This window comes from Veillonella nakazawae (assembly GCF_013393365.1).
Taxonomy (GTDB): Bacteria; Bacillota; Negativicutes; order Veillonellales; family Veillonellaceae; genus Veillonella; species Veillonella nakazawae.
This window is the reverse complement of record NZ_AP022321.1, coordinates 356177-374890: the sequence shown is the minus strand read 5'-3', so window position 1 is coordinate 374890 and position 18714 is coordinate 356177. Positions and strand designations below refer to the sequence as shown.

The 18714-nt window shown below is 39.1% G+C and carries 22 protein-coding genes and 2 riboswitches; of the genes, 3 read left to right on the top strand and 19 right to left on the bottom strand.

What is annotated here, in order from left to right; translation table 11 throughout:
* Nucleotides 1-34 precede the first annotated feature (34 nt).
* From VEIT17_RS01565 to VEIT17_RS01540, 6 genes are all read right to left on the bottom strand, one after another.
* Nucleotides 35-274, bottom strand: a complete 240-nt coding sequence (locus tag VEIT17_RS01565; RefSeq protein WP_060923839.1) for a GlsB/YeaQ/YmgE family stress response membrane protein — start codon at nt 272-274, stop codon at nt 35-37.
* A gap of 152 nt (nt 275-426) precedes the next feature.
* Nucleotides 427-1137, bottom strand: coding sequence for an NAD(P)H-dependent oxidoreductase (locus VEIT17_RS01560; RefSeq protein ID WP_178884442.1), 711 nt, complete (start codon nt 1135-1137; stop codon nt 427-429).
* 113 nt (nt 1138-1250) lie between these two features.
* The gene (locus VEIT17_RS01555) at nt 1251-1508 is read right to left on the bottom strand and encodes a putative Se/S carrier protein (RefSeq protein WP_060923933.1); all 258 of its coding nucleotides are present in this window, start codon (nt 1506-1508) and stop codon (nt 1251-1253) included.
* A gap of 111 nt (nt 1509-1619) precedes the next feature.
* Nucleotides 1620-2219: a sulfurtransferase-like selenium metabolism protein YedF gene (gene yedF / locus VEIT17_RS01550; protein WP_178885983.1), complete on the bottom strand. Its 600-nt coding sequence runs from the start codon at nt 2217-2219 to the stop codon at nt 1620-1622.
* A gap of 148 nt (nt 2220-2367) precedes the next feature.
* Nucleotides 2368-3399 (bottom strand): selenide, water dikinase SelD, encoded by a 1032-nt coding sequence (selD, locus tag VEIT17_RS01545; RefSeq protein WP_178884440.1) that lies wholly within the window; start codon nt 3397-3399, stop codon nt 2368-2370.
* Nucleotides 3400-3408: 9 nt separating this feature from the next.
* Nucleotides 3409-3612, bottom strand: a complete 204-nt coding sequence (locus VEIT17_RS01540; RefSeq protein ID WP_060923842.1) for a DUF951 domain-containing protein — start codon at nt 3610-3612, stop codon at nt 3409-3411.
* Nucleotides 3613-4216: 604 nt separating this feature from the next.
* On the opposite strand from VEIT17_RS01540, the gene rbr reads away from it, so the two are divergent.
* The gene (gene rbr / locus VEIT17_RS01535) at nt 4217-4762 is read left to right on the top strand and encodes a rubrerythrin (protein ID WP_060923843.1); all 546 of its coding nucleotides are present in this window, start codon (nt 4217-4219) and stop codon (nt 4760-4762) included.
* Nucleotides 4763-4917: 155 nt separating this feature from the next.
* Here the strand turns inward: rbr and thiM are convergent, their stop codons facing one another.
* Genes thiM through thiW form a run of 3 tightly spaced genes read right to left on the bottom strand, consistent with a single transcriptional unit; the run spans nt 4918 to nt 7761 of the window.
* Nucleotides 4918-6435: a hydroxyethylthiazole kinase gene (gene thiM / locus VEIT17_RS01530; protein ID WP_178884438.1), complete on the bottom strand. Its 1518-nt coding sequence runs from the start codon at nt 6433-6435 to the stop codon at nt 4918-4920.
* A 4-nt stretch (nt 6436-6439) separates the two neighbouring features.
* Nucleotides 6440-7282, bottom strand: coding sequence for a bifunctional hydroxymethylpyrimidine kinase/phosphomethylpyrimidine kinase (gene thiD / locus VEIT17_RS01525; protein WP_178884436.1), 843 nt, complete (start codon nt 7280-7282; stop codon nt 6440-6442).
* A complete protein-coding gene (gene thiW / locus VEIT17_RS01520) occupies nt 7282-7761 on the bottom strand; it encodes an energy coupling factor transporter S component ThiW (protein WP_178884434.1) in 480 nt (159 codons plus the stop codon). The genes thiD and thiW overlap by 1 nt, the downstream gene beginning before the upstream one ends.
* Before the next feature lie 63 nt (nt 7762-7824).
* A riboswitch (TPP riboswitch) is annotated at nt 7825-7919 on the bottom strand.
* 81 nt (nt 7920-8000) lie between these two features.
* Nucleotides 8001-8106, top strand: a riboswitch (TPP riboswitch).
* A gap of 54 nt (nt 8107-8160) precedes the next feature.
* Between thiW and cytX the strand changes: the two genes are divergently transcribed.
* Complete coding sequence (cytX, locus tag VEIT17_RS01515) at nt 8161-9354, top strand: putative hydroxymethylpyrimidine transporter CytX (protein WP_178884432.1); 1194 nt, start codon at nt 8161-8163, stop codon at nt 9352-9354.
* A gap of 262 nt (nt 9355-9616) precedes the next feature.
* Here cytX and VEIT17_RS01510 read toward each other — a convergent pair whose 3' ends face one another.
* The 3 genes from VEIT17_RS01510 to modA all read right to left on the bottom strand — a co-directional run bounded on the left by VEIT17_RS01510 (nt 9617) and on the right by modA (nt 11831).
* Nucleotides 9617-10246, bottom strand: coding sequence for an ATP-binding cassette domain-containing protein (locus VEIT17_RS01510; protein ID WP_178884430.1), 630 nt, complete (start codon nt 10244-10246; stop codon nt 9617-9619).
* 8 nt (nt 10247-10254) lie between these two features.
* Nucleotides 10255-10923 carry a molybdate ABC transporter permease subunit gene (gene modB, locus VEIT17_RS01505; protein WP_129823922.1) on the bottom strand — a complete coding sequence of 223 codons (669 nt, stop codon included), beginning with the start codon at nt 10921-10923 and terminating at the stop codon, nt 10255-10257.
* Between the two features lie 119 nt (nt 10924-11042).
* Nucleotides 11043-11831: a molybdate ABC transporter substrate-binding protein gene (modA, locus tag VEIT17_RS01500; RefSeq protein ID WP_178884428.1), complete on the bottom strand. Its 789-nt coding sequence runs from the start codon at nt 11829-11831 to the stop codon at nt 11043-11045.
* Nucleotides 11832-12123: 292 nt separating this feature from the next.
* Between modA and VEIT17_RS01495 the strand changes: the two genes are divergently transcribed.
* The gene (locus tag VEIT17_RS01495) at nt 12124-13113 is read left to right on the top strand and encodes an AEC family transporter (RefSeq protein ID WP_178884426.1); all 990 of its coding nucleotides are present in this window, start codon (nt 12124-12126) and stop codon (nt 13111-13113) included.
* A gap of 74 nt (nt 13114-13187) precedes the next feature.
* Here the strand turns inward: VEIT17_RS01495 and VEIT17_RS01490 are convergent, their stop codons facing one another.
* The 7 genes from VEIT17_RS01490 to VEIT17_RS01460 form a co-directional block, all read right to left on the bottom strand.
* On the bottom strand, nt 13188-13478 hold the full coding sequence (locus tag VEIT17_RS01490) for an ArsR/SmtB family transcription factor (RefSeq protein WP_005387769.1): 291 nt from the start codon (nt 13476-13478) through the stop codon (nt 13188-13190).
* 182 nt (nt 13479-13660) lie between these two features.
* Nucleotides 13661-14107, bottom strand: a complete 447-nt coding sequence (locus VEIT17_RS01485; protein ID WP_060923852.1) for a universal stress protein — start codon at nt 14105-14107, stop codon at nt 13661-13663.
* Nucleotides 14108-14276: 169 nt separating this feature from the next.
* On the bottom strand, nt 14277-15548 hold the full coding sequence (locus VEIT17_RS01480) for a hypothetical protein (RefSeq protein WP_178884424.1): 1272 nt from the start codon (nt 15546-15548) through the stop codon (nt 14277-14279).
* A gap of 8 nt (nt 15549-15556) precedes the next feature.
* The gene (locus VEIT17_RS01475; RefSeq protein ID WP_178884422.1) at nt 15557-16315 is read right to left on the bottom strand and encodes an amino acid ABC transporter ATP-binding protein; all 759 of its coding nucleotides are present in this window, start codon (nt 16313-16315) and stop codon (nt 15557-15559) included.
* A 113-nt stretch (nt 16316-16428) separates the two neighbouring features.
* Nucleotides 16429-17085, bottom strand: coding sequence for an amino acid ABC transporter permease (locus tag VEIT17_RS01470; protein WP_005387763.1), 657 nt, complete (start codon nt 17083-17085; stop codon nt 16429-16431).
* 123 nt (nt 17086-17208) lie between these two features.
* Nucleotides 17209-18021, bottom strand: coding sequence for an amino acid ABC transporter substrate-binding protein (locus VEIT17_RS01465; RefSeq protein ID WP_129823661.1), 813 nt, complete (start codon nt 18019-18021; stop codon nt 17209-17211).
* Between the two features lie 199 nt (nt 18022-18220).
* On the bottom strand, nt 18221-18697 hold the full coding sequence (locus VEIT17_RS01460) for a hypothetical protein (RefSeq protein ID WP_178884420.1): 477 nt from the start codon (nt 18695-18697) through the stop codon (nt 18221-18223).
* Between the last annotated feature and the right edge of the window lie 17 nt (nt 18698-18714).

Below are 18714 nucleotides of genomic sequence, written 5' to 3'. Positions count from 1 at the left end.
TAACCATATAAAATCTACTGTTACAAGTAGAGGGCTATCCTTTTTTTCCGAAGAAAAATGAGACTACAGCAACAACAATGACTGCACCCAATACAGATGGAATTAAGGACATTCCCGCTAAGCTAGGACCCCAGGTACCAAATAGGGACTGACCTACGGACGAGCCAATTAAACCAGCAACAACGTTAGCGATAATGCCCATTGCACCGCCTTTGTTAGTGATGGCACCAGCTAGGAACCCAATAAAACCACCAACAATAATTGACCATAACATATAATCACTCCTTCCTATTTAATCATAATATTCATAAATCCTATCAAATAATACAGTATTTATAAATATTTTAGAATTCTTGTATATTTATAATATAGCATTCAATTCTAAAGATTAAATGAAGATTTTCGATTTAGTTCTACATATATAATCTACTCAACTACTGTTACAATTTCATCCATTGTACGACGTGTTTTATTGCGATGTGGTTCTTCATCACGGTAACCAAAGGCAGCCATTACAGCAATGCCAAAGTGTTTAGTATCAAATAGGCCAAGTTCATCACCTAAGAGTGCGGTCATGTCATCTTGATTGAAGCCTTCTAATGGACAAGAATCTAAGCCTTCATACGCCGCCATAGTCATCATGTTCGCCATAACGATATACGCTTGTTTTGAAGCCCAGTCAAAAGCAGCACGTTCAGACTCAAAGGTTTTAAAGTCACTTGTAGTAAATTGAGCATATTTCTCACGGTATGCTACATCAACTTCAGCAGGTAATTGTTTAACCTCTTCTTGAATATGACGAATATATGGAGAATCGAATTCAAGATCAACTTTTTTACGCGCCAAGAAAACTACTACATGACTAGCTTCAAGACCTGCTAAAATCCCCCAGCCATGAGCTTTCATTTTTTCGCGAATTTCTGGATTTTGAATCACCAACAATTGGTAAGCCTCAAAGCCAAGGGATGTAGGAGACAAACGTGCCGCATTAAGAATAGCATTCCAGTCTTCTTCAGAATTTTTCTTATTGCTATCAAACTTCTTACAAGCATAGCGATAGGTCATAGCATATTCTAAATCTTTACGATCCAATTTTGGAGCGGTTAATTTTACATTTTCTATTTCATACTTGCTCATATATACCTCCATAATTGATAAAAAATATCATATATTTATAGTACCATAGTTAGCCGTTAAATTATATAAGGATCCAAATTTTAATAAAAAACAAGAAAAAGCCTAGATGATGTCTAGGCTTTATATGGTACAGCTAACTCACCTTTTTCATACCAAAAGAGGCCAGATGTACTAATCTTATGTTCTTTTAAAATAGTCTGAACCTGCTCTACAATACTTGGATCTATTTGCACAGATAAACCACACATATCGTAAAGCTCTGGAGGTGTAGCCATCAATTGATGAGGAACCTCTAATTCTGTTAGTATCTTGTCTGCTTTATCCCCAAAATAATAGGATGTAAAGACGACTAACAATTTTTTATTTTCCAAGGCCTCACCTCCTACCATAGCATATACCTTTACATTGTTATACCATTGACTATCCATTTAAAGCTAAGGCGTCTCGTCTAAATCGGTCCGTTAAAATGATAGTGCTAAGAATTATAACTTAACTACATTCTCCCCAAGAATAGAGTCCGTAATAGCGTACATATTTGTAATACTACCTACGCCAAGTTCTTCTTTTACCCCAAAGTAATCGAGACAAATGCCACATGCTGCAATTTCAACACCAAGATCAGCTAGTTTTTTAATATTTTCTAAATGAACAGAATCATTTACAACCATCTTAACACTGCTATTGATGAAATAGATTTTAGATGGTTTTACATCGGCTTCAAGCATGCATACCCAGAACGTTTTCATTAGGTTACGGCCTAATTCTTCACTACCTTCACCAAGATAGTCCTTTGTCATCAAGATGACACGGTTTCCGTAACTCATGGGTTCACTGCTACCATCTGCTACTGGATTATCATTAGGGGTCATAGTGAGGTAGAAATCCTTACCATCTTGGCGGATTGCCACACCATAACCACGAGACTTGCCAAACTTTTCTACATTATCGCGACTCACTTCATTATCTACAATAGTAGTAATAACAGCATCTGGATTCGCATCGCTAACCTTCTTAGTTTCAATCACAGGCTTTGGACACAAGCTACCACGTACATCTACAGTTAATTCATTTGTATTGCTCATCATACACCTCTATATTATATACATTATATATTTTGTAAAAGTATTACCTATCAGCTATCAGCTATCAGCTATCAGCTATCAGCTATCAGCTAATGATATTGTAATTAAATATCGATAGCCAATAGTAGAAAACTGTTTTTTTATAAAACTATTCTGTAACACGTACCGCTAGTCCACTGAAACTTTCAACAGTACCAACAATACTAGCACAGTCAATGCCAGATTCGTGTAAGGCCTCAACCAATTTATTACCTTCACTAGCAGGCACGGAGAATAGTAAACCGCCAGAGGTTTGTGGATCAAAGAGAATATCCGTCCATACAGGGTCCAAAGCCTGATCTACTTGAACGTCTGTTATAGCCTTTCGATTCCCATAGGATGCAGCAGGCACCAAGCCCATTTGAGCTGCTTCGATGACATTATCAAATAGTGGAATGTCATAAGCTTTAATATGAATGGTCACATCAGAGGCACTAGCCATTTCTACGGAATGTCCCATTAGACTAAAGCCTGTTACGTCTGTACAAGCATGGATGGTAAAGTTGTGAGCCACCTCTGCTCCCACCCGATTTAATGTACTCATGCTAGTGACGGCCTGCTCAGTACCTACAGGGAATAAATCACCTTTTAGAGCATTATTCATAATTCCTGTACCAATTCGCTTAGTTAATATCAGCACATCCCCTACTTGAGCCCCTTTATTTTTCCAAATTCGATTTGGATTCACTTGCCCTGTTACAGACATACCGAAGATAGGCTCTTTATTTTCAATGCTGTGACCACCAACGATGGCAGCACCAGATTCAGCCACGATAGATCCCGCTCCGTTTAATACATCTGTTAATATACCTTGTTCAACAAGAGGCACAGGGAACCCCACAATATTCATAGCCGTTAAAGGCGTACCGCCCATAGCATATACATCACTCAAAGCATTAGCAGCCGCAATTTTACCAAATAAAATAGGATCATTAACCATGGGCGTAAAGAAATCTAATGTTTGCACTAATGCTAGTGTATCTGAAAGTTTATATACCCCTGCATCGTCAGCACCTGTCATATCTGCCAGTACGTGTTCATTGGTAACAGGTGTCACTGCTTTTAATACACGATTTAATATATGAGGCCCAATCTTACACGCACAGCCCCCACTTGTTACGTAATCAGTGAGTCGTACCATACGTCCTCCTTATTCATTCTCAGGCAATCGAGATACGATTTTCTTAACTGCCTTTTCAAATTTCGGGCGCGGCATCAATAGTTGATGACCACAACCATTACATACGATGAGAAAGTCTGTACCAATCCGTTTAACTTCCCATTCATCACTGCCACAGGGATGTGACTTTTTCATTTTTACCACATCGCCTATATAATATCTAACAAATGCCATAGCGCCTCCTTTTATATCGTTCAGTATTTATATACTTATTATACAAAAAATACAATGTTCTATAAATATATCAGAATTCTATAGTTATATAGTTATTTTATGGGGAGTTATTAGTACATTTAACAAAAAGATTATTAATACGTAATCAATAATGATTTTTCATTTAGTTATCATTCTCAATATCAAAATGAACTTATTTTATAAACCCTATACTATTCAACCTTTAAAAAACCGCATTTTTACTACATTGATAATATTTATCATTTAGAAAATTCTCGAAATAAATTTTACAAAAACACTTGCATTTCTCATTTAGTATGTTACAATATAGTCAACAATGATTATTCGTTAAGTATACGGATACACCATTGTATATAAAACTGTTAAGACGGCAAGTGCCGAAAAAACAAAAATCAGTAAGTACTATTTTAAGAGTTAGGCAAGTGTCTATTTAATCTAAGAATAAGTTTTCTTACTAAGGCGAAGTCGCCCACGAAAATTGTAGAATAAGTATTCTATTATTTGAATTCACAACCAAGTGGTTATGAATATATAAGTTAAGTAACAAATTTGAAAATTATCGTAAGTACAAAGGAGTATTAAAATGGCAGAATTAAAAGGTTCTAACACTGAAAAAAATCTTCAAGCAGCATTCGCTGGCGAATCCCAAGCATTCCAAAAATATACTTTCTACGCAGCAGCAGCTCGTAAAGCTGGCATGAACGAAATCGCTGATTATTTCGAAGAAACAGCTCACAACGAATCCGCACATGCTAAATTGTGGTTCAAAGCTCTTCATGGTGGCGACGTATCTTCCGATATCGAAGCTAACCTTCGTGATGCAGCAGCTGGCGAAAACTACGAACACACTACAATGTACAAAGATTTCGCTGACGAAGCTGAAAAAGAAGGCTTTGCAAAAATCGCTTACCAAATGCGCGAAGTTGGTAAAATCGAAGCTCGTCATGAAGCTCGTTACCTTGCATTAGCAGCTCGAGTATCTGGTAACAAAGTATTCACTAACGACGAACCAGTAGCTTGGATCTGCGCTAACTGTGGCTATGTACACATTGGTGAAGAAGCTCCTAAAGTTTGCCCAGTATGTGCTCACCCACAAGCTTTCTTCCAACGTTTGGTTGAATCCTTCTAATCTGTAAATACGACACTAACTAAACTAACAACCTGTAAGTACAGATTTAAATTAAACACACCTGTAAGTACAATATAATCTTACAGTAAGTACTAACAACTTCCTTATCAAAAAGACGATGACTTAGGTCATCGTCTTTTTTTGTGTTCTATTCGCTATTTAGTACTATCCACTAAATGCTTAAACTGTTGTACCGCCTCATAAGGGTTATCTGCATGAGCAATAGCAGATATGATGGCAACACCACAGGCTCCTGCTTCTAGTATAGGCTTCGCATTGTCTAAAGTTATTCCCCCAATACCAACACATGGTAAGGTCAAGCCTTCTGCTTGTAGTTCAGCGACACGCTCCGGTCCACATGGCTCTTGTGCATCAGGCTTACTACTTGTAGCATACATTGGTCCTACACCTACACAGTCAGCATAGATTATATCAGTCTTATGAAGTTCCTCTACGGAGTGAATGGAGATGCCAACCACCTTATGGCCTACAAGATTATGCACCTCTTCTAGACGCATATCTTCTTGACCTACATGTACACCATCAGCATTAACAGCCATCGCTAAGTCTACATCATCATTGATAACATAGAGTACATTATACTTTGCACAGATTTGTTTTAATTGTTGGGCTAACTCTAGTTTCTGTTGCCCCACTAAGGTACCTGCGCCCTTTTCTCTAAATTGAAAACAAGTCACACCACCTCGACAAGCGTCCTCTACGATAGAGAGCAAACGATGTTCATTCAGTTCCACATCTTGCGTACCACTGATGAAATATACTTCTAATTGATCCGGCACAACTACAGGGCGTATATGATTTTCAGACATAAGCACCGCATCATCAAGTGTATATAATCTATCCATAAAGGCTACACTAAAGCTACCAGGTTTTACGCCACTTACCTGTACTGCACTTTCACCGGCTAAACCATAGTAAGCCAATGCATAGGCGAGAAACTCACCGATAGATAGTCTGTTTTTATATGGATAATAAGCGCTAAAGAAAGCCGCCAAAACAGCTCCTAATAGACAGCCCGTGCCCGTTACAGCTGTCATAATAGGATGACCATGCGGTACGGCAAACACCCGAGTTCCATCAGAAACATAATCCTCTTCGCCAGTAGCTACAACAGGGCAGTTGATAAGACGTGCGAGTCGATAAGCAATAACAGCACTATCCTCAACTTGTGCGCCATCTACACCTTTACCTTCTGTAGAATTATTATCCTCATCATCAGGACCTAAAGCATCGTAGATAGCTTTAATTTCGCTTTGGTTACCTCGTAATAGAGAGATGTTGCCAGTCTTAATCAAATCTAACACCACAGATAGACGATAAGCCCCCGCATGACAACCTACTGGATCTAAAACGATAGGAACCTCATGTTTCTTTGCCAGTGCTATGGCATCTTTGTAGTAACTAACTTTGTCTGGGGTAAGAGTACCAATATTAATGAGTAGCGTCGATGCATGGACGATGAGATCTTTCAAATCTTCACTACACTCACTCATCACCGGTGATGCACCAATGGCGAGCAAACCATTGGCCGTAAAGGTCCTCACCACATCATTGGTAATACAAATAACGAGAGGGTTTCTCTGGCGCAAGATTTCTAATATATTGAGTTCAGGCCAAGTTTGACCATTCATGTATTGATTTTCATAGGTCATATCACTATCTCCTCTCATCATTTTTCAAGAGCTCATCCATCGTTTCAGGTCCATTAGATAAGAGTCCATAAGCCATATGATTAACGGGACCACAGCCATTTCCCAGCCCAGGATTATGTTTAATAGCAAGTGCAATATAGTCCTTGGCAATACCAATGGCATCCATTACATCACGCCCTTTAGCGAGCTCCGCCGTTATCACTGCGGAGAAAGTACAGCCTGTACCATGAGTATGCACCGTATCATATTTAGGGCTTGTCCAAGTACGGACGCTACCATCTTTAGTGAAAGCATAATCCGTTGCATCTTCACCGATGTGACCACCTTTAATGATAACTACTTGAGGTCCTAAGTCCTGTAAGATACGATTAGCCGCCATTGTTATGTCGCTTTCACAATCAATAGACATGTCCGCTAAGACCTCAGCCTCGCTGCGGTTAGGTGTAATCACTGTAGCCGTCGGAATAAGTTTAGATTTTAAGAAATTTACTGCCTCATCTGATACGAGTCGGTCACCGCTAGTGGCAATCATAACGGGATCCATTACATAAGGAATTGGTTTACTCACATAAGGATAGATAAGATCCATCATCTCCGGCAAGGCAATCATGCCCGTCTTAACGGCTTGAGGTTCAATGTCAGAATACACATCGTGTAATTGCTGCTCAATACTCTCTAGCGACAGATGTTCTACATGATGTACGCCCGTCGTATTTTGGGCTACCACAGAGGTAACAACAGCCATGCCGTATATGTGACGACTTTGGAAGGATTTCAAATCAGCCATAATACCGGCGCCACCGCTAGGATCAGTACCAGCAATTGTCAATGCAGTATGTAGTTTCATTATACCTCCTTATGTAATAGATGACGACGAGATAAGATTTGTAATACTATGAAACCAATGCAAGCACCTGTTATAGAGCTCATGGCGAAGGATGTAATCAAGGTCAACAATGCCAAAGGTTTACCTAACAAGAAATTGGCTATAGGATAACTCACAAGAGCACCGATAAGGCCGGTACCAATGATTTCGCCTAGAGCTGCCGCCCATAGAGCGTTATATTTCTTATATAAATAAGCCGATAACCAAGCGCCAATCATGCTGCCTGGAAAGGCTAAAGGAGAACCTAGTGCCAATATATTGCGCAAACAAGATGTACTAAAGGCAGCACCTACGGAAAATCTTGCCCCCACCACAACGGCTAAGATAACATTAATCATATGTTGAAACGGAAAAATACGCGCTGGTCCAATAGGAATTGATGTAGTAGATAATACTACGCCTAAAGCTACACATATGCTAGCAATAATTAGTTTTTTCATAATACCTCCAGACATATAAAAACGAGACCACTTCAAATGGAATGGTCTCGTAATAGTTTAGTATTATGTTGCACTCCACTTCCCTACGCCAGTATTATCTGGATCAGGTCTAGGGTTTTGAATGGTCAATCTCAGCAAAAGCACCCCTAGTGGCAATATATTTTTATACTCTAGTTATAACATCAATATACAATCTATGCAACAAAAGAATTGACGGTTCCCGTAGCACCTCGTATAATGAAGCCATAACGGGGTGCTCACATGAGTGGGCTGAGAGTAAGCTAACGCTTTAACCCATAACCTGATTTGGATAATGCCAACGTAGGGAACATAGAGGATTAATAGCCGAGTTCCTTTTTGGACTCGGCTTTTTCTATGACTTCCTGGCAAGGAGGACGTATGAAAGACACATACATTACACAACCACAGTTCGCCATGATATGGTTTGGTGCCGCTCTATCTATAGCGGAAATTATGACAGGAACCTATCTAGCCCCCTTAGGGCTCACTCAAGGTCTATATGCCATCATACTAGGGCATATCATCGGCGGTATATTGCTCTTTGGAGCGGGCCTCATCGGTGGACGTTTACGGCAAGGCAGTATGAATACTACCGCCTTCAGCTTTGGACCACTAGGAGCTAAAGGCTTTGCCTTTTTAAATATGCTTCAACTTATCGGCTGGACTAGCATCATGATCTACGATGCTATGCTAGCCTTACAAGAGCTAGCCCCCCTATCCCCTATGATTTGGACGATAGCTATTGGAGCGCTTGTCATCCTGTGGCTTTTCATCGGTCTCCACAATACGGGCTATATTCAAGCCATCGTATCGGTGTTATTGCTAGGTCTCACCCTCTACATGGGCGCTCACATGATATCGCAGTGGCCTAGTGAAGCTAGCCTTCTAACTAGCGGAAACATGAGTTTCATTGCTGCCCTTGAGTTATCTATTGCCATGCCCCTATCTTGGCTACCACTCATCAGTGATTATACCCGTGAAAGTAAAAAACCTTTCTCCGCATCACTTACAAGTGCTACAGTCTACACTGTAACAAGTATCGTTATGTACACCTTAGGTCTTAGTGCCGCAATCTTTGGTGGTGGCGACTCCATCATTACTATCATGATGAATGCAGGACTTGGCCTTGCGGGCCTCATCGTTATCATCTTCTCTACCGTTACTACAACCTTTATGGACGCTTACTCTGCAGGCGTATCTAGTACAACTATCTATAATGGTGCCTCCAGTAAAGGTATCGCCGTCATCGTTACTATCGTGGGCACTATTGCAGCTATTCTCTATCCAATGGATGATATTACAGACTTCCTATACCTCATCGGCTCTGTATTTGCGCCGATGATTGCCATCTTATTGGCGGACTACTTTATCAATCGCCAACAAGTACAAACACTTTCAGCTTATCTCGTACGAGGGCTAATCTGGGCTGTATCCGTTGGTTTATACCACTATATGTTACATAGTGAAAGCACAATAGGTGCTACATTACCAGCCTTTACAATGGCATTTGTCGTTACAGCTATCGTTGGATTTATAAGTAAAACAGCACACATATCAACAGAAATTAAGTAGCATTAGCAAGTAACATCTATTATAAACGTACTAATTCAATACTAAAGATTAAAGATAATAGTAAGTACACTGCTATCATTGCTATCAACTATCTAAAAAGAAAACACCTTCACAATCCACTAGTTACTGAACTATACATCTCAAAATTGTGTCCAGTTTTTGGCATGTAGTTCATAGGATTATGAAGGTGTTTTATGTATCTCTATTTAATTTTAAAGTATTTTATCACTGTATCAAAACCATACGATTTAAATGTTTATCATCATTCAGCAATCGTAATAAGCCCGTTTTCACAGGTCCAGTGTCTATCTCCTACGCTTTCTGCTTCGCTTTCATCATGGGTAACCCATACGCAAGGTACATCCCATTCACGGATGATAGATACGAGATCCTCACGAACTTGCTTTCTCAAGTTCCAATCGAGTGCAGATAAAGGCTCATCGAGGAGCAAAATAGTCGGTTTAGAGTAGAGCGCACGACCTAATGCAACCCGTTGTTGCTCACCACCAGATAAGCTACCCGCCTTAGTATGGCGGTATTTTTCTAAACCTAAACGTTGTAATAGCGTATCGCACATCTCAGGTGTACCGCGCTTACTGTAGGTAATATTATTTTCTACGGACAAGTGAGGAAATACGATATTACCTTGTGGCATATAGCCTACTTGACGGTCTTGAGCAGGTACCCAGATTTTTTTATCCCGATCAACCCACGTTGTTTCATCACATTGAATACTGCCAGTTGTGGGTTTTACGAGGCCTGCAATACATTTGATGAACGTACTTTTACCACTACCGGACTGTCCAGTCAATACAGTAATCCCAGAAGTCAATGTACCCTCAGCTTTCACAGTTACAGAAGGTCTAGCTACAGTAAAAGAAAATGTAATCATAGAACCTCCTAATTATTATCTGTATGGCGGAACAAGGAACCTTTTGTAATAAGATGAATCCCGCTCAGTAACGCCAATGTAAGAACACAAATATAAATAACGAGCTCAAAGGCATCCATGTACTGCCCGGCCTCTACATAGGAGTAGATAGCTAATGGCATAGTGCGTGTTACCTTTGGAATATTACCAGCAATCAAGATGGTCGCACCAAATTCGCCCATGGCACGGCAGAACGCTAAAATACTACCTGTTAAAATACCTTTCCATGCGAGCGGTACAGATATGGTAAAGAAAATGCGTAGCTCTGAAGCACCTAATGTTCGAGCTACATCCTCCATATTATGATCTACGGACTGCAATGCAGAACGTACTGTTTGATAAAACAGTGGAAATGCAATAACAGAAGAGGCTATGACAGCACCAGAAGCGGCAAAGACGACACTCATGCCATGAGCTTCAAGCCAAGCCCCAAAGGCATAGCCCGGTGTAAATACCATAAGCAGCGCAAAACCAACGACTACTGGCGGTAATACTAGTGGCAATGTAATAAGAGCATCAAGAATAGCAATGCCGCCCCATTTACAGCGATTCATCCAGTAGCAAACGGCTAAGCCACTTAAGATAACAATAACGAGAGCAATGCTCGCCACCCACAGCGATAGCCAGAATGGACTCATGCTATACCCCCTTTCTATTTAATAATGCTGAAATCATATATTTCCAGCTAGGACTAACAATAATAATATATATATTGTATCATAAGAAAACGCTAGCCATGAGAGCTAGCGTTTTACCCTTATTTAGAAGTGGAGAAACCGTATTTCTCTAATACTTTTTGTCCCTCTGGGCTCATTACATATTGGTAGAAATCTTTTGCCAATGCATTGTCATATTTTTTAATAATACCGATTGGATAGACAACTGGATCATGAGAGTCTGCAGGTGTTACTGCAGAAATTTGAACGGCATCACCTGCTGCAATGGCATCAGTTTTGTAGATGAAGCCCGCATCACCAGCACCTTGGCTAATAGATGCTGTTACAGCTTTTACGTCTTTAGCATATACTACATTTGGTTCAACTTGTTCCCAAACACCTAATTTTGTTAATACTTGTTTACCATAATTACCAGCTGGTACTGTTTCAGGATTACCTAAAACGATACGTTTAACAGAAGCAATTTGATTTAATTCAATTTTAGGTTGCCCTTTTGGAACTACAAGAACTAACTCATTAGTTACGAAAGGTTTAACATCAGTTACAAGGTCTTTCTCTTGTAACATTTTCATATTTTTTTCGTCAGCAGAGATAAATAAGCTAGCTGGTGCACCTTGTTCAATTTGTTGACGCAATGTACCAGAACCAGCAAAGTTAATAGCAATTTGATCATCTGCTAAATTATGGCTTTTTTTGTAAGCATCAGCGAGTTCTGTAAGAGCCCCTTTAAGACTGGCAGCAGCTTGTACAGTAATCTTTTCAGATGTACTTGGTTTACCTGTTTCTGCCGGTTTGCTTGCATCGTTACCACAGCCTACTAGAAAAGCAAGCATGAAAACGCTCATTAATACTAATAGAATTCGTTTCATAATTCCTCCTGTGCATCCCTTTGGACTCCACACTGTGAAAGCTATGATTACTAACCGCAGAGACACCATCAAAGAACAAACTAAATATACAATATATTCACATTATACTATACATTTGTTAATTATTATGTATGTAAAAGCTCACATTTGTATATATATTTCTGATGAATATGATAAGTAATCATAATGAATCAACTTTTAAGCCCCAAAACAATACATCCTATGGTATGATAATACTATAAATACTATATAATGATACTCTAATAATTAATGAGAAACTCCAGGTGAGACAATGAATATATTTGAATTAATTGGTCATATATTTATGAATTCTATGATCCCAATCTTCATACTCATCGGCGTAGGATTTATACTAGATAGGAAATTCAAACTTGACCTCTATACATTGAGTAAATTGAATTTCTATATACTACTACCAACCTTTGTATTCAGAGCCATGTATGAAGCAAAATTTACATCTAGCACACTAGAAATTGTATTTTGTGCACTAGTTGTACTCATCCTAAACTCTATACTTTCTGGTATAGTCGGTAAAATCCAAGGCTATGACGTGGCCAAAATTGCAACATTAAAAAACTGCGTCATGTTTAATAACGTTGGAAATATGGGTATTGCTCTTGCCATCTTCGTATTTACGAATGTGCCTTATATCATTGATGGCGCAACCCCCTATGCTGACTTAGGCCTCGTTAGCGTTGTATCTATCATGATTATACAAACCATTACGAGTAATACCTATGGTTTCTACCAAGCTGGTGCTGGCCGATTGAGCACAAAAGATGCCTTAAACGTAGTATTCCATATGCCAATGGTATACGCTATCCCTCTAGCATTACTTTGTCAGCTTTTGCCTTTTGATTTACATGGCCTCTTCTTCTTTGCACCTCTTAAGATTTTTGCTAATGCCTTTGTTGGTGTTGCGATGATTGCCTTAGGGGTTCAAATTAATAGAACACCATTAAACTTCTTTAAGGCCGATGTTATGCTCGCTACATCCTTACGACTCATCGTAAGCCCTCTTATCGCAGCAGTTATTACGATACTCTTTATTATGTTCTATGGCCCAATGCATCCAATAGCAGCACAGACTATAGTCATTACCTACAGTGTCCCAACAGCTATTAATATGGCACTCATCGCTATTGAAATGAAGAATAATCCTGAATATGCTACGCAAATCGTTATGGGCACCACAATTCTATCGGCAGTAACTATGCCGCTATTTATTACAATCGCCTATTACCTTTTCCCATTATATTGATACTAGTATACCTATACAAAAAGGAGCCCTTTTAAAGGGCTCCTTTTGTACACTTTAAACAATTATCGTATTACTTACTGATGAGATACGTGTTCCATACCCATTCTTACGAGACCTTCTACATGATCATCGTTTAGAGAGTAGTATGCAGTTTTCCCTTCCTTACGATAGGTTACAAGGCGTGCTTGACGTAATACACGTAATTGGTGTGAAATAGCAGATTGACCCATTCCCATTGTTTCTGCAATATGATTAACACACATTTCATTTTCTAATAATAATTCTACTATTTTAAGGCGCGTAGGATCTCCCAAGATTTTAAACAGTTCTGCTAGCTTTAGCAATGCTTCTTGTTTGTCGCTCATATAATCCCCCATATCTTAAATCACTATTCATGTTTATGTATCATTCTTATATTACTTATGTTCTTACTCATTTGTAACCCCGTGGGGCATATATATAAATATTATATCATTTTTATTATATTAAAAAAGAGACTTTGTTTAAACAAAGTCTCTTTTTATATCATATCTATACAGGATATGAATTATTTAATGATTAATACAGGGCAAGTGGAGTGACTAGTTACATAGCTACTTACGCTACCCATGAACAAGCCTTTCAATGGACCAAGGCCACGGCTACCCATTACGATAAGATCAGCATTGTATTTTTTAGCTACTGCCAACAATGCAGGGCCAGGGGAGCCAACTTCGAATACGCTTTTAACTTTTACACCTGTAGGAATTTCTTTCACTACATCGTTAAGAATTTCTTTACCAGTTTCTTCCATATCTTCCGCAATTTGTTCAGATACGTAGCCACCGGAAATTGGTGTTTGATCGAAATTGGAAATAGCAGACACAATATTTGCAACGTGAACAATAATCAATTCAGCATGGTTGCGGTCCGCTACAGCGAGAGCATGTTCCAACGCACGTTTAGCATTTTCAGAACCATCAGTAGGTACGACAATAGTTTTGTAGGTAACCATAATAACCCCTCCTATTTCTAATCCCTCAAAGGGGATATGATCAAAGATCGTTTAGCCTATATTATTATATTCTAGACCATCAAGGAAAACTCCTCTTTTTCTAGAGGATTTCTTTTATTATAGCACAAATTATACAGAATTATACAAATAAAAGAATATTATGTGTATATTACAACACTTGCGAAGATTGGTTCGTATTCAATGTAGTAGTCAACTTGAATCCATCGAGCACATCGATAAGCTCTGGTGTGCTAAGGCTTGTGCCTGCTGGGCCAATCATACGAGCCACAGCTACATTGCCTTCATTACCTAAGATAATAGTAGCTGCGAAGGATACTGGTGCCGCTGCGGATGTATCAGCCGTATTAGGATTCTTCATATGACCTGCCAAGTAGAACATAACATTACCATCGATGATATGCGTTTCGTATCGAGTGATGGTTGCCTTATTTACCTCAACCAATTGTTTAAGATAGTAATCACCTAGCATTTGTTTACCCATCATCGTAGGCATGCCTGTGCTAACTGCTTGTACTGGAATTGTAAAAGATTCAATATCAAGGCGTACATTATGCTTAGTGAAAGCAATTTTCCCCTTTTCATTAAGACGGGTAAATCCTTTTGGATAATTAAATTTGATGCCTTCAGCTATGCTAATATCACTAGTGCCAGAGATAAATTGTTTAACACCTTTAATCGTACTAGAACCAGTTTTATTTAATAATTCAAAGGACGGAATCGTATGTTCCATCAAGCCTTGTTCCATAAACTCCCCTTGAATAGGGGCATAAGTACTAGCTAAATTATAGCGATGTGTTGGGTCCTTATCCATGATGAATTCCGCTTCAAATACGGATTGAACAGGCTCTGTAGAGGTCATTTCAGCATACGATTTTGGTGTCGTCTTATCCCAACGCGCTGATATAGCCCCTTTCTTGTTAAAGAAGCCACCAACAATATCATTATTTTCAAAGGCATTACTATGTTGACGCCAAATGCTCAAATATTCTTCATCAGACATACCCTTGATTGGCACGCCATACCAAGTCGTATTCCATTCCTTTTGAGATACCCCATCTTGCGGTGTATTATTGCGCTTTGTAAAAGACACAGTATAGGAATCATCTTGAGTTGGACCTGCTAAGTTGAAAGAATAGCCTTGAATATGCTCACTTTCACTGCGCACATCCATATCCAGTTTAACACCATCAGCTACACGCCAAGGAAGCGTAAAGGTATAGCCATTTTTATAATCCTTAACCACTGTATTCATCGTAGTAGCATAGGACTTATATTGTTCTGGCAAGATAGATGCAGAGTCTTTTTGTGAGTCTACAATAGCTATTGGTGTGCTAGGTGTCCCCTGCAAACCTTCCGCCATAATAGAGGTCGTGCCCATAGCCATTACAGCTAATGTAGCGGCAATAAAACGTAACTTCATAAGACCTCCTATAACATATTCTCCAAGAACGCTTTCGTTCTATCGTTCTGTGGATTATTGAAAATTTGCTCTGGTGTGCCTTCCTCTTGGATGACACCGTCGGCCATGAAGATGACACGGTCAGATACTTCACGAGCAAAGTTCATTTCATGAGTTACGATAATCATCGTCATGTGATCATCAGCCAACTGTTTAATAGTCTTTAGAACCTCACCTGTTAACTCTGGGTCAAGAGCAGATGTTGGTTCATCAAAGAGCATAATTTCTGGATTCATCGCCAATGCACGAGCTATAGCCACACGTTGTTGTTGGCCCCCAGATAAACGGGATGGATACATATCGCGCTTTTCCCATAGGCCAACTTTATTAAGTAATCGCTCTGCAATCGATAAAATCTCATCATCTTTCATGCCTTTTACCATACGCGGTGCGATCATAATATTATCGAGCACGGTCATATGAGGGAATAAATTGAAAGATTGGAACACCATGCCCATCCGTAATAGCAAGTCATGTTGTGTTTCTTGGCTTGCATAGTTTACAGTGCCATTAGCATCAGTACTAGCAAGAACAGTGCCATCTACAGTAATAGAACCACCGTCGATAGTCTCTAATTGACCTAAACAGCGCAAGAATGTAGATTTACCAGACCCAGAAGGACCGATAATAGAAACGATTTCCCCTCTATTCATTTTGAGCGATACATCGCGCAATACAGTTTGATTGTTAAAGCGTTTTTCAATACGCTCCATATTTACAAATGTCATAAGTACCTCTTAAATCGTCGCATTCTTTTATCTAAACATACTAATCATTGAGTATTAGCCCACTATATGAACAATAATTGGATGTAAAATACGACAAGCAACTACAGAATAGATTAATCTTCGTATACAGCAAATCTTCTTTCTAAGTAGTTGAAGATATTTGTCAAAATAAAGGTAAAGATCAAGTAGAACAAAGCTGCCACCAAGAAGGCAGAGATGTCAAAGTCACGTTGTACGATAGATTTTGTAATACGCAAGATATCATTCATAGCCAATACGTATACGAGAGAAGTATCTTTCAACAAGTTAATTGTCTCATTCGCAAGTGGAGGCAATACGCGTTTAAACATTTGTGGCAAGATGATCTTACGCATCGTTTGGGCATAAGTAAATCCAAGAACCTTTGCCCCTTCGTACTGACCACGAGAGATGGATTGAATACCACCGCGGAAAATTTCACATAAATACGCTGCGTAGTTTAATACGAATGTAAGCACCGCTGCTGTAGCATCATCCATTTGGACAGCACCATCTGTAATGATAGGTAATGCATAATAGACGAATAAAATTTGAAGCATTAGTGGTGTGCCGCGCATCAAATATACGAAAGCTTCAACGATTTTGTCGAGCACTGTAAATTTAGATAAACGTACCAAAGCAAGTAGAATACCACCAGGAATGGATAAGATCCATACAATACAGAATAGCGATACGGTTACCTTCAAACCATCAGCAATGGTTGGGATAATCTGCAATAAATAATCTAACATGGAATACTCCTTCAAAACACGACTAGAGAAGAGGCATCTGGCCTCTTCTCTAGTGTACATTTCGTTCTTTAATTATCTGTTGTACAAACTGACCATAGTACTATTAGTATATCACGAATTGTACTATTTAGCATCGCTCTTATCTAGGTCTGCGCTAGAGCCCAACCATTTTTCAACGATTTTATCAGCAGTACCATCTTTTTTCATTTCAGCTAAGATACCATTGATTTTATCACGCAATGCAGTGTCATCTTTACGGAAGCCAACAGCGAAGTTATCAACACCGTAATCAGTACCTTCTACGATTTTGTATTTACCAGGTTCTTTTGTCATGAGGTAACGAGCGATAACACCATCTGCGATAACTGCATCAACACGTCCAATACCAAGATCCATGAAAGCACTTACAAAATCAGCATAAGATTTAGTTTCTTTCACAGTTTTACCGCTTGGATCGTTTTGCAATGCAGATTCACCAGTACTAGCTTGTTGAACACCTACTACTTTACCTGCAAGATCTGCTTTAGATTTAATGGATTCATCTTCATTACGAACAACGATGTATTGTTTATCCTTCATATACGTGTTGGAGAACAAGATATTTTTCTCACGTTCAGGAGAAACTGTTAAGCCATTCCATAAAGCGTCAATTTTTTTAGATTTCAACTCAGCTTCTTTACTAGACCAGTCGATAGCTTTGAATTCCACATCCATGCCAGCGCGTTTAGCTGCTTCTTTAGCCATATCGATATCAAGACCTACGATTTCGCCTTTATCATCTTTAAAGCCCATTGGAGGGAAGCTATCATCTAAGCCGATAACGATTTTTTTAGGTAATTCTTTATTAGCAGTTTTAGTATCACTACCACAACCCGTTACAAATACCATCATAGATACTGCTGCAAGGCCAACGGCCATCATTTTTTTCCAATTCATAACTATCCTCCACGGTGTATTACACCTTTAACTACTTGCTAATATATGCTGTACAGAACTCATGTCTGTACCCGATGATTGTATTATACTTTAGTTCATTAAAGTTGTAAATAGCTAATTTGATGAATTTTAAGATTTTTTAGTTCTCTCATGGATCATACAGGATTATAGTACTAAATCCTTTGTATATACGCATACATTATGTATCTGAATGCTTATGAATCGCTTCAATCATGGCCATTTTGTCTTTATACCCTACCTGTGCGAGATCTAATGGTATTACATAAATTCCACCATGACCATTCATAGCCTGCAACTCACGCCAACCTTCAGTAAATCCAACTATATGCTCATAATCGACAAAGACAAAATATTCATCGCCATGAAAGAGGCTGTGAAAGTATTCTTTCACAGAAAAAGGCCTTCGCTTTAACACGAGGCCCTTTTCACAGATAAATGCTTGACTTTCACCTAATCTATGAAGGGTCCACAATATTACGAGCAACAACAGATAATACCATATACGCTCAGCCCAATCGGAGGGCATATATTTTACAATTAAGGCGCAAACCAATAGACCGATGATACGACCGGCCCACTGAATTCCACGATGTATTTCTAAGCTCTGTTGTACGGTACCTGATGAAAAGCGTTCCATCGCCTCTTGTTTCGTCATGGCTTACCTCACAAATT

Excerpts from the sequence above, each read along its gene's own strand:
- thiD (WP_178884436.1), bottom strand. The coding sequence starts at position 7,282 with ATGAAACTACATACTGCATTGACAATTGCTGGTACTGATCCTAGCGGT.
- VEIT17_RS01510 (WP_178884430.1), bottom strand. The coding sequence starts at position 10,246 with ATGATTACATTTTCTTTTACTGTAGCTAGACCTTCTGTAACTGTGAAA.
- VEIT17_RS01540 (WP_060923842.1), bottom strand. The coding sequence starts at position 3,612 with ATGGCATTTGTTAGATATTATATAGGCGATGTGGTAAAAATGAAAAAG.
- modA (WP_178884428.1), bottom strand. The coding sequence starts at position 11,831 with ATGAAACGAATTCTATTAGTATTAATGAGCGTTTTCATGCTTGCTTTT.
- VEIT17_RS01475 (WP_178884422.1), bottom strand. The coding sequence starts at position 16,315 with ATGACATTTGTAAATATGGAGCGTATTGAAAAACGCTTTAACAATCAA.
- modB (WP_129823922.1), bottom strand. The coding sequence starts at position 10,923 with ATGAGTCCATTCTGGCTATCGCTGTGGGTGGCGAGCATTGCTCTCGTT.
- thiW (WP_178884434.1), bottom strand. The coding sequence starts at position 7,761 with ATGAAAAAACTAATTATTGCTAGCATATGTGTAGCTTTAGGCGTAGTA.
- VEIT17_RS01565 (WP_060923839.1), bottom strand. The coding sequence starts at position 274 with ATGTTATGGTCAATTATTGTTGGTGGTTTTATTGGGTTCCTAGCTGGT.
- thiM (WP_178884438.1), bottom strand. The coding sequence starts at position 6,435 with ATGACCTATGAAAATCAATACATGAATGGTCAAACTTGGCCTGAACTC.
- VEIT17_RS01465 (WP_129823661.1), bottom strand. The coding sequence starts at position 18,021 with ATGAATTGGAAAAAAATGATGGCCGTTGGCCTTGCAGCAGTATCTATG.
- VEIT17_RS01460 (WP_178884420.1), bottom strand. The coding sequence starts at position 18,697 with ATGACGAAACAAGAGGCGATGGAACGCTTTTCATCAGGTACCGTACAA.
- VEIT17_RS01485 (WP_060923852.1), bottom strand. The coding sequence starts at position 14,107 with ATGGTTACCTACAAAACTATTGTCGTACCTACTGATGGTTCTGAAAAT.
- selD (WP_178884440.1), bottom strand. The coding sequence starts at position 3,399 with ATGGTACGACTCACTGATTACGTAACAAGTGGGGGCTGTGCGTGTAAG.
- VEIT17_RS01470 (WP_005387763.1), bottom strand. The coding sequence starts at position 17,085 with ATGTTAGATTATTTATTGCAGATTATCCCAACCATTGCTGATGGTTTG.
- VEIT17_RS01560 (WP_178884442.1), bottom strand. The coding sequence starts at position 1,137 with ATGAGCAAGTATGAAATAGAAAATGTAAAATTAACCGCTCCAAAATTG.
- rbr (WP_060923843.1), top strand. The coding sequence starts at position 4,217 with ATGGCAGAATTAAAAGGTTCTAACACTGAAAAAAATCTTCAAGCAGCA.
- cytX (WP_178884432.1), top strand. The coding sequence starts at position 8,161 with ATGAAAGACACATACATTACACAACCACAGTTCGCCATGATATGGTTT.
- VEIT17_RS01495 (WP_178884426.1), top strand. The coding sequence starts at position 12,124 with ATGAATATATTTGAATTAATTGGTCATATATTTATGAATTCTATGATC.
- VEIT17_RS01490 (WP_005387769.1), bottom strand. The coding sequence starts at position 13,478 with ATGAGCGACAAACAAGAAGCATTGCTAAAGCTAGCAGAACTGTTTAAA.
- yedF (WP_178885983.1), bottom strand. The coding sequence starts at position 2,219 with ATGAGCAATACAAATGAATTAACTGTAGATGTACGTGGTAGCTTGTGT.
- VEIT17_RS01480 (WP_178884424.1), bottom strand. The coding sequence starts at position 15,548 with ATGAAGTTACGTTTTATTGCCGCTACATTAGCTGTAATGGCTATGGGC.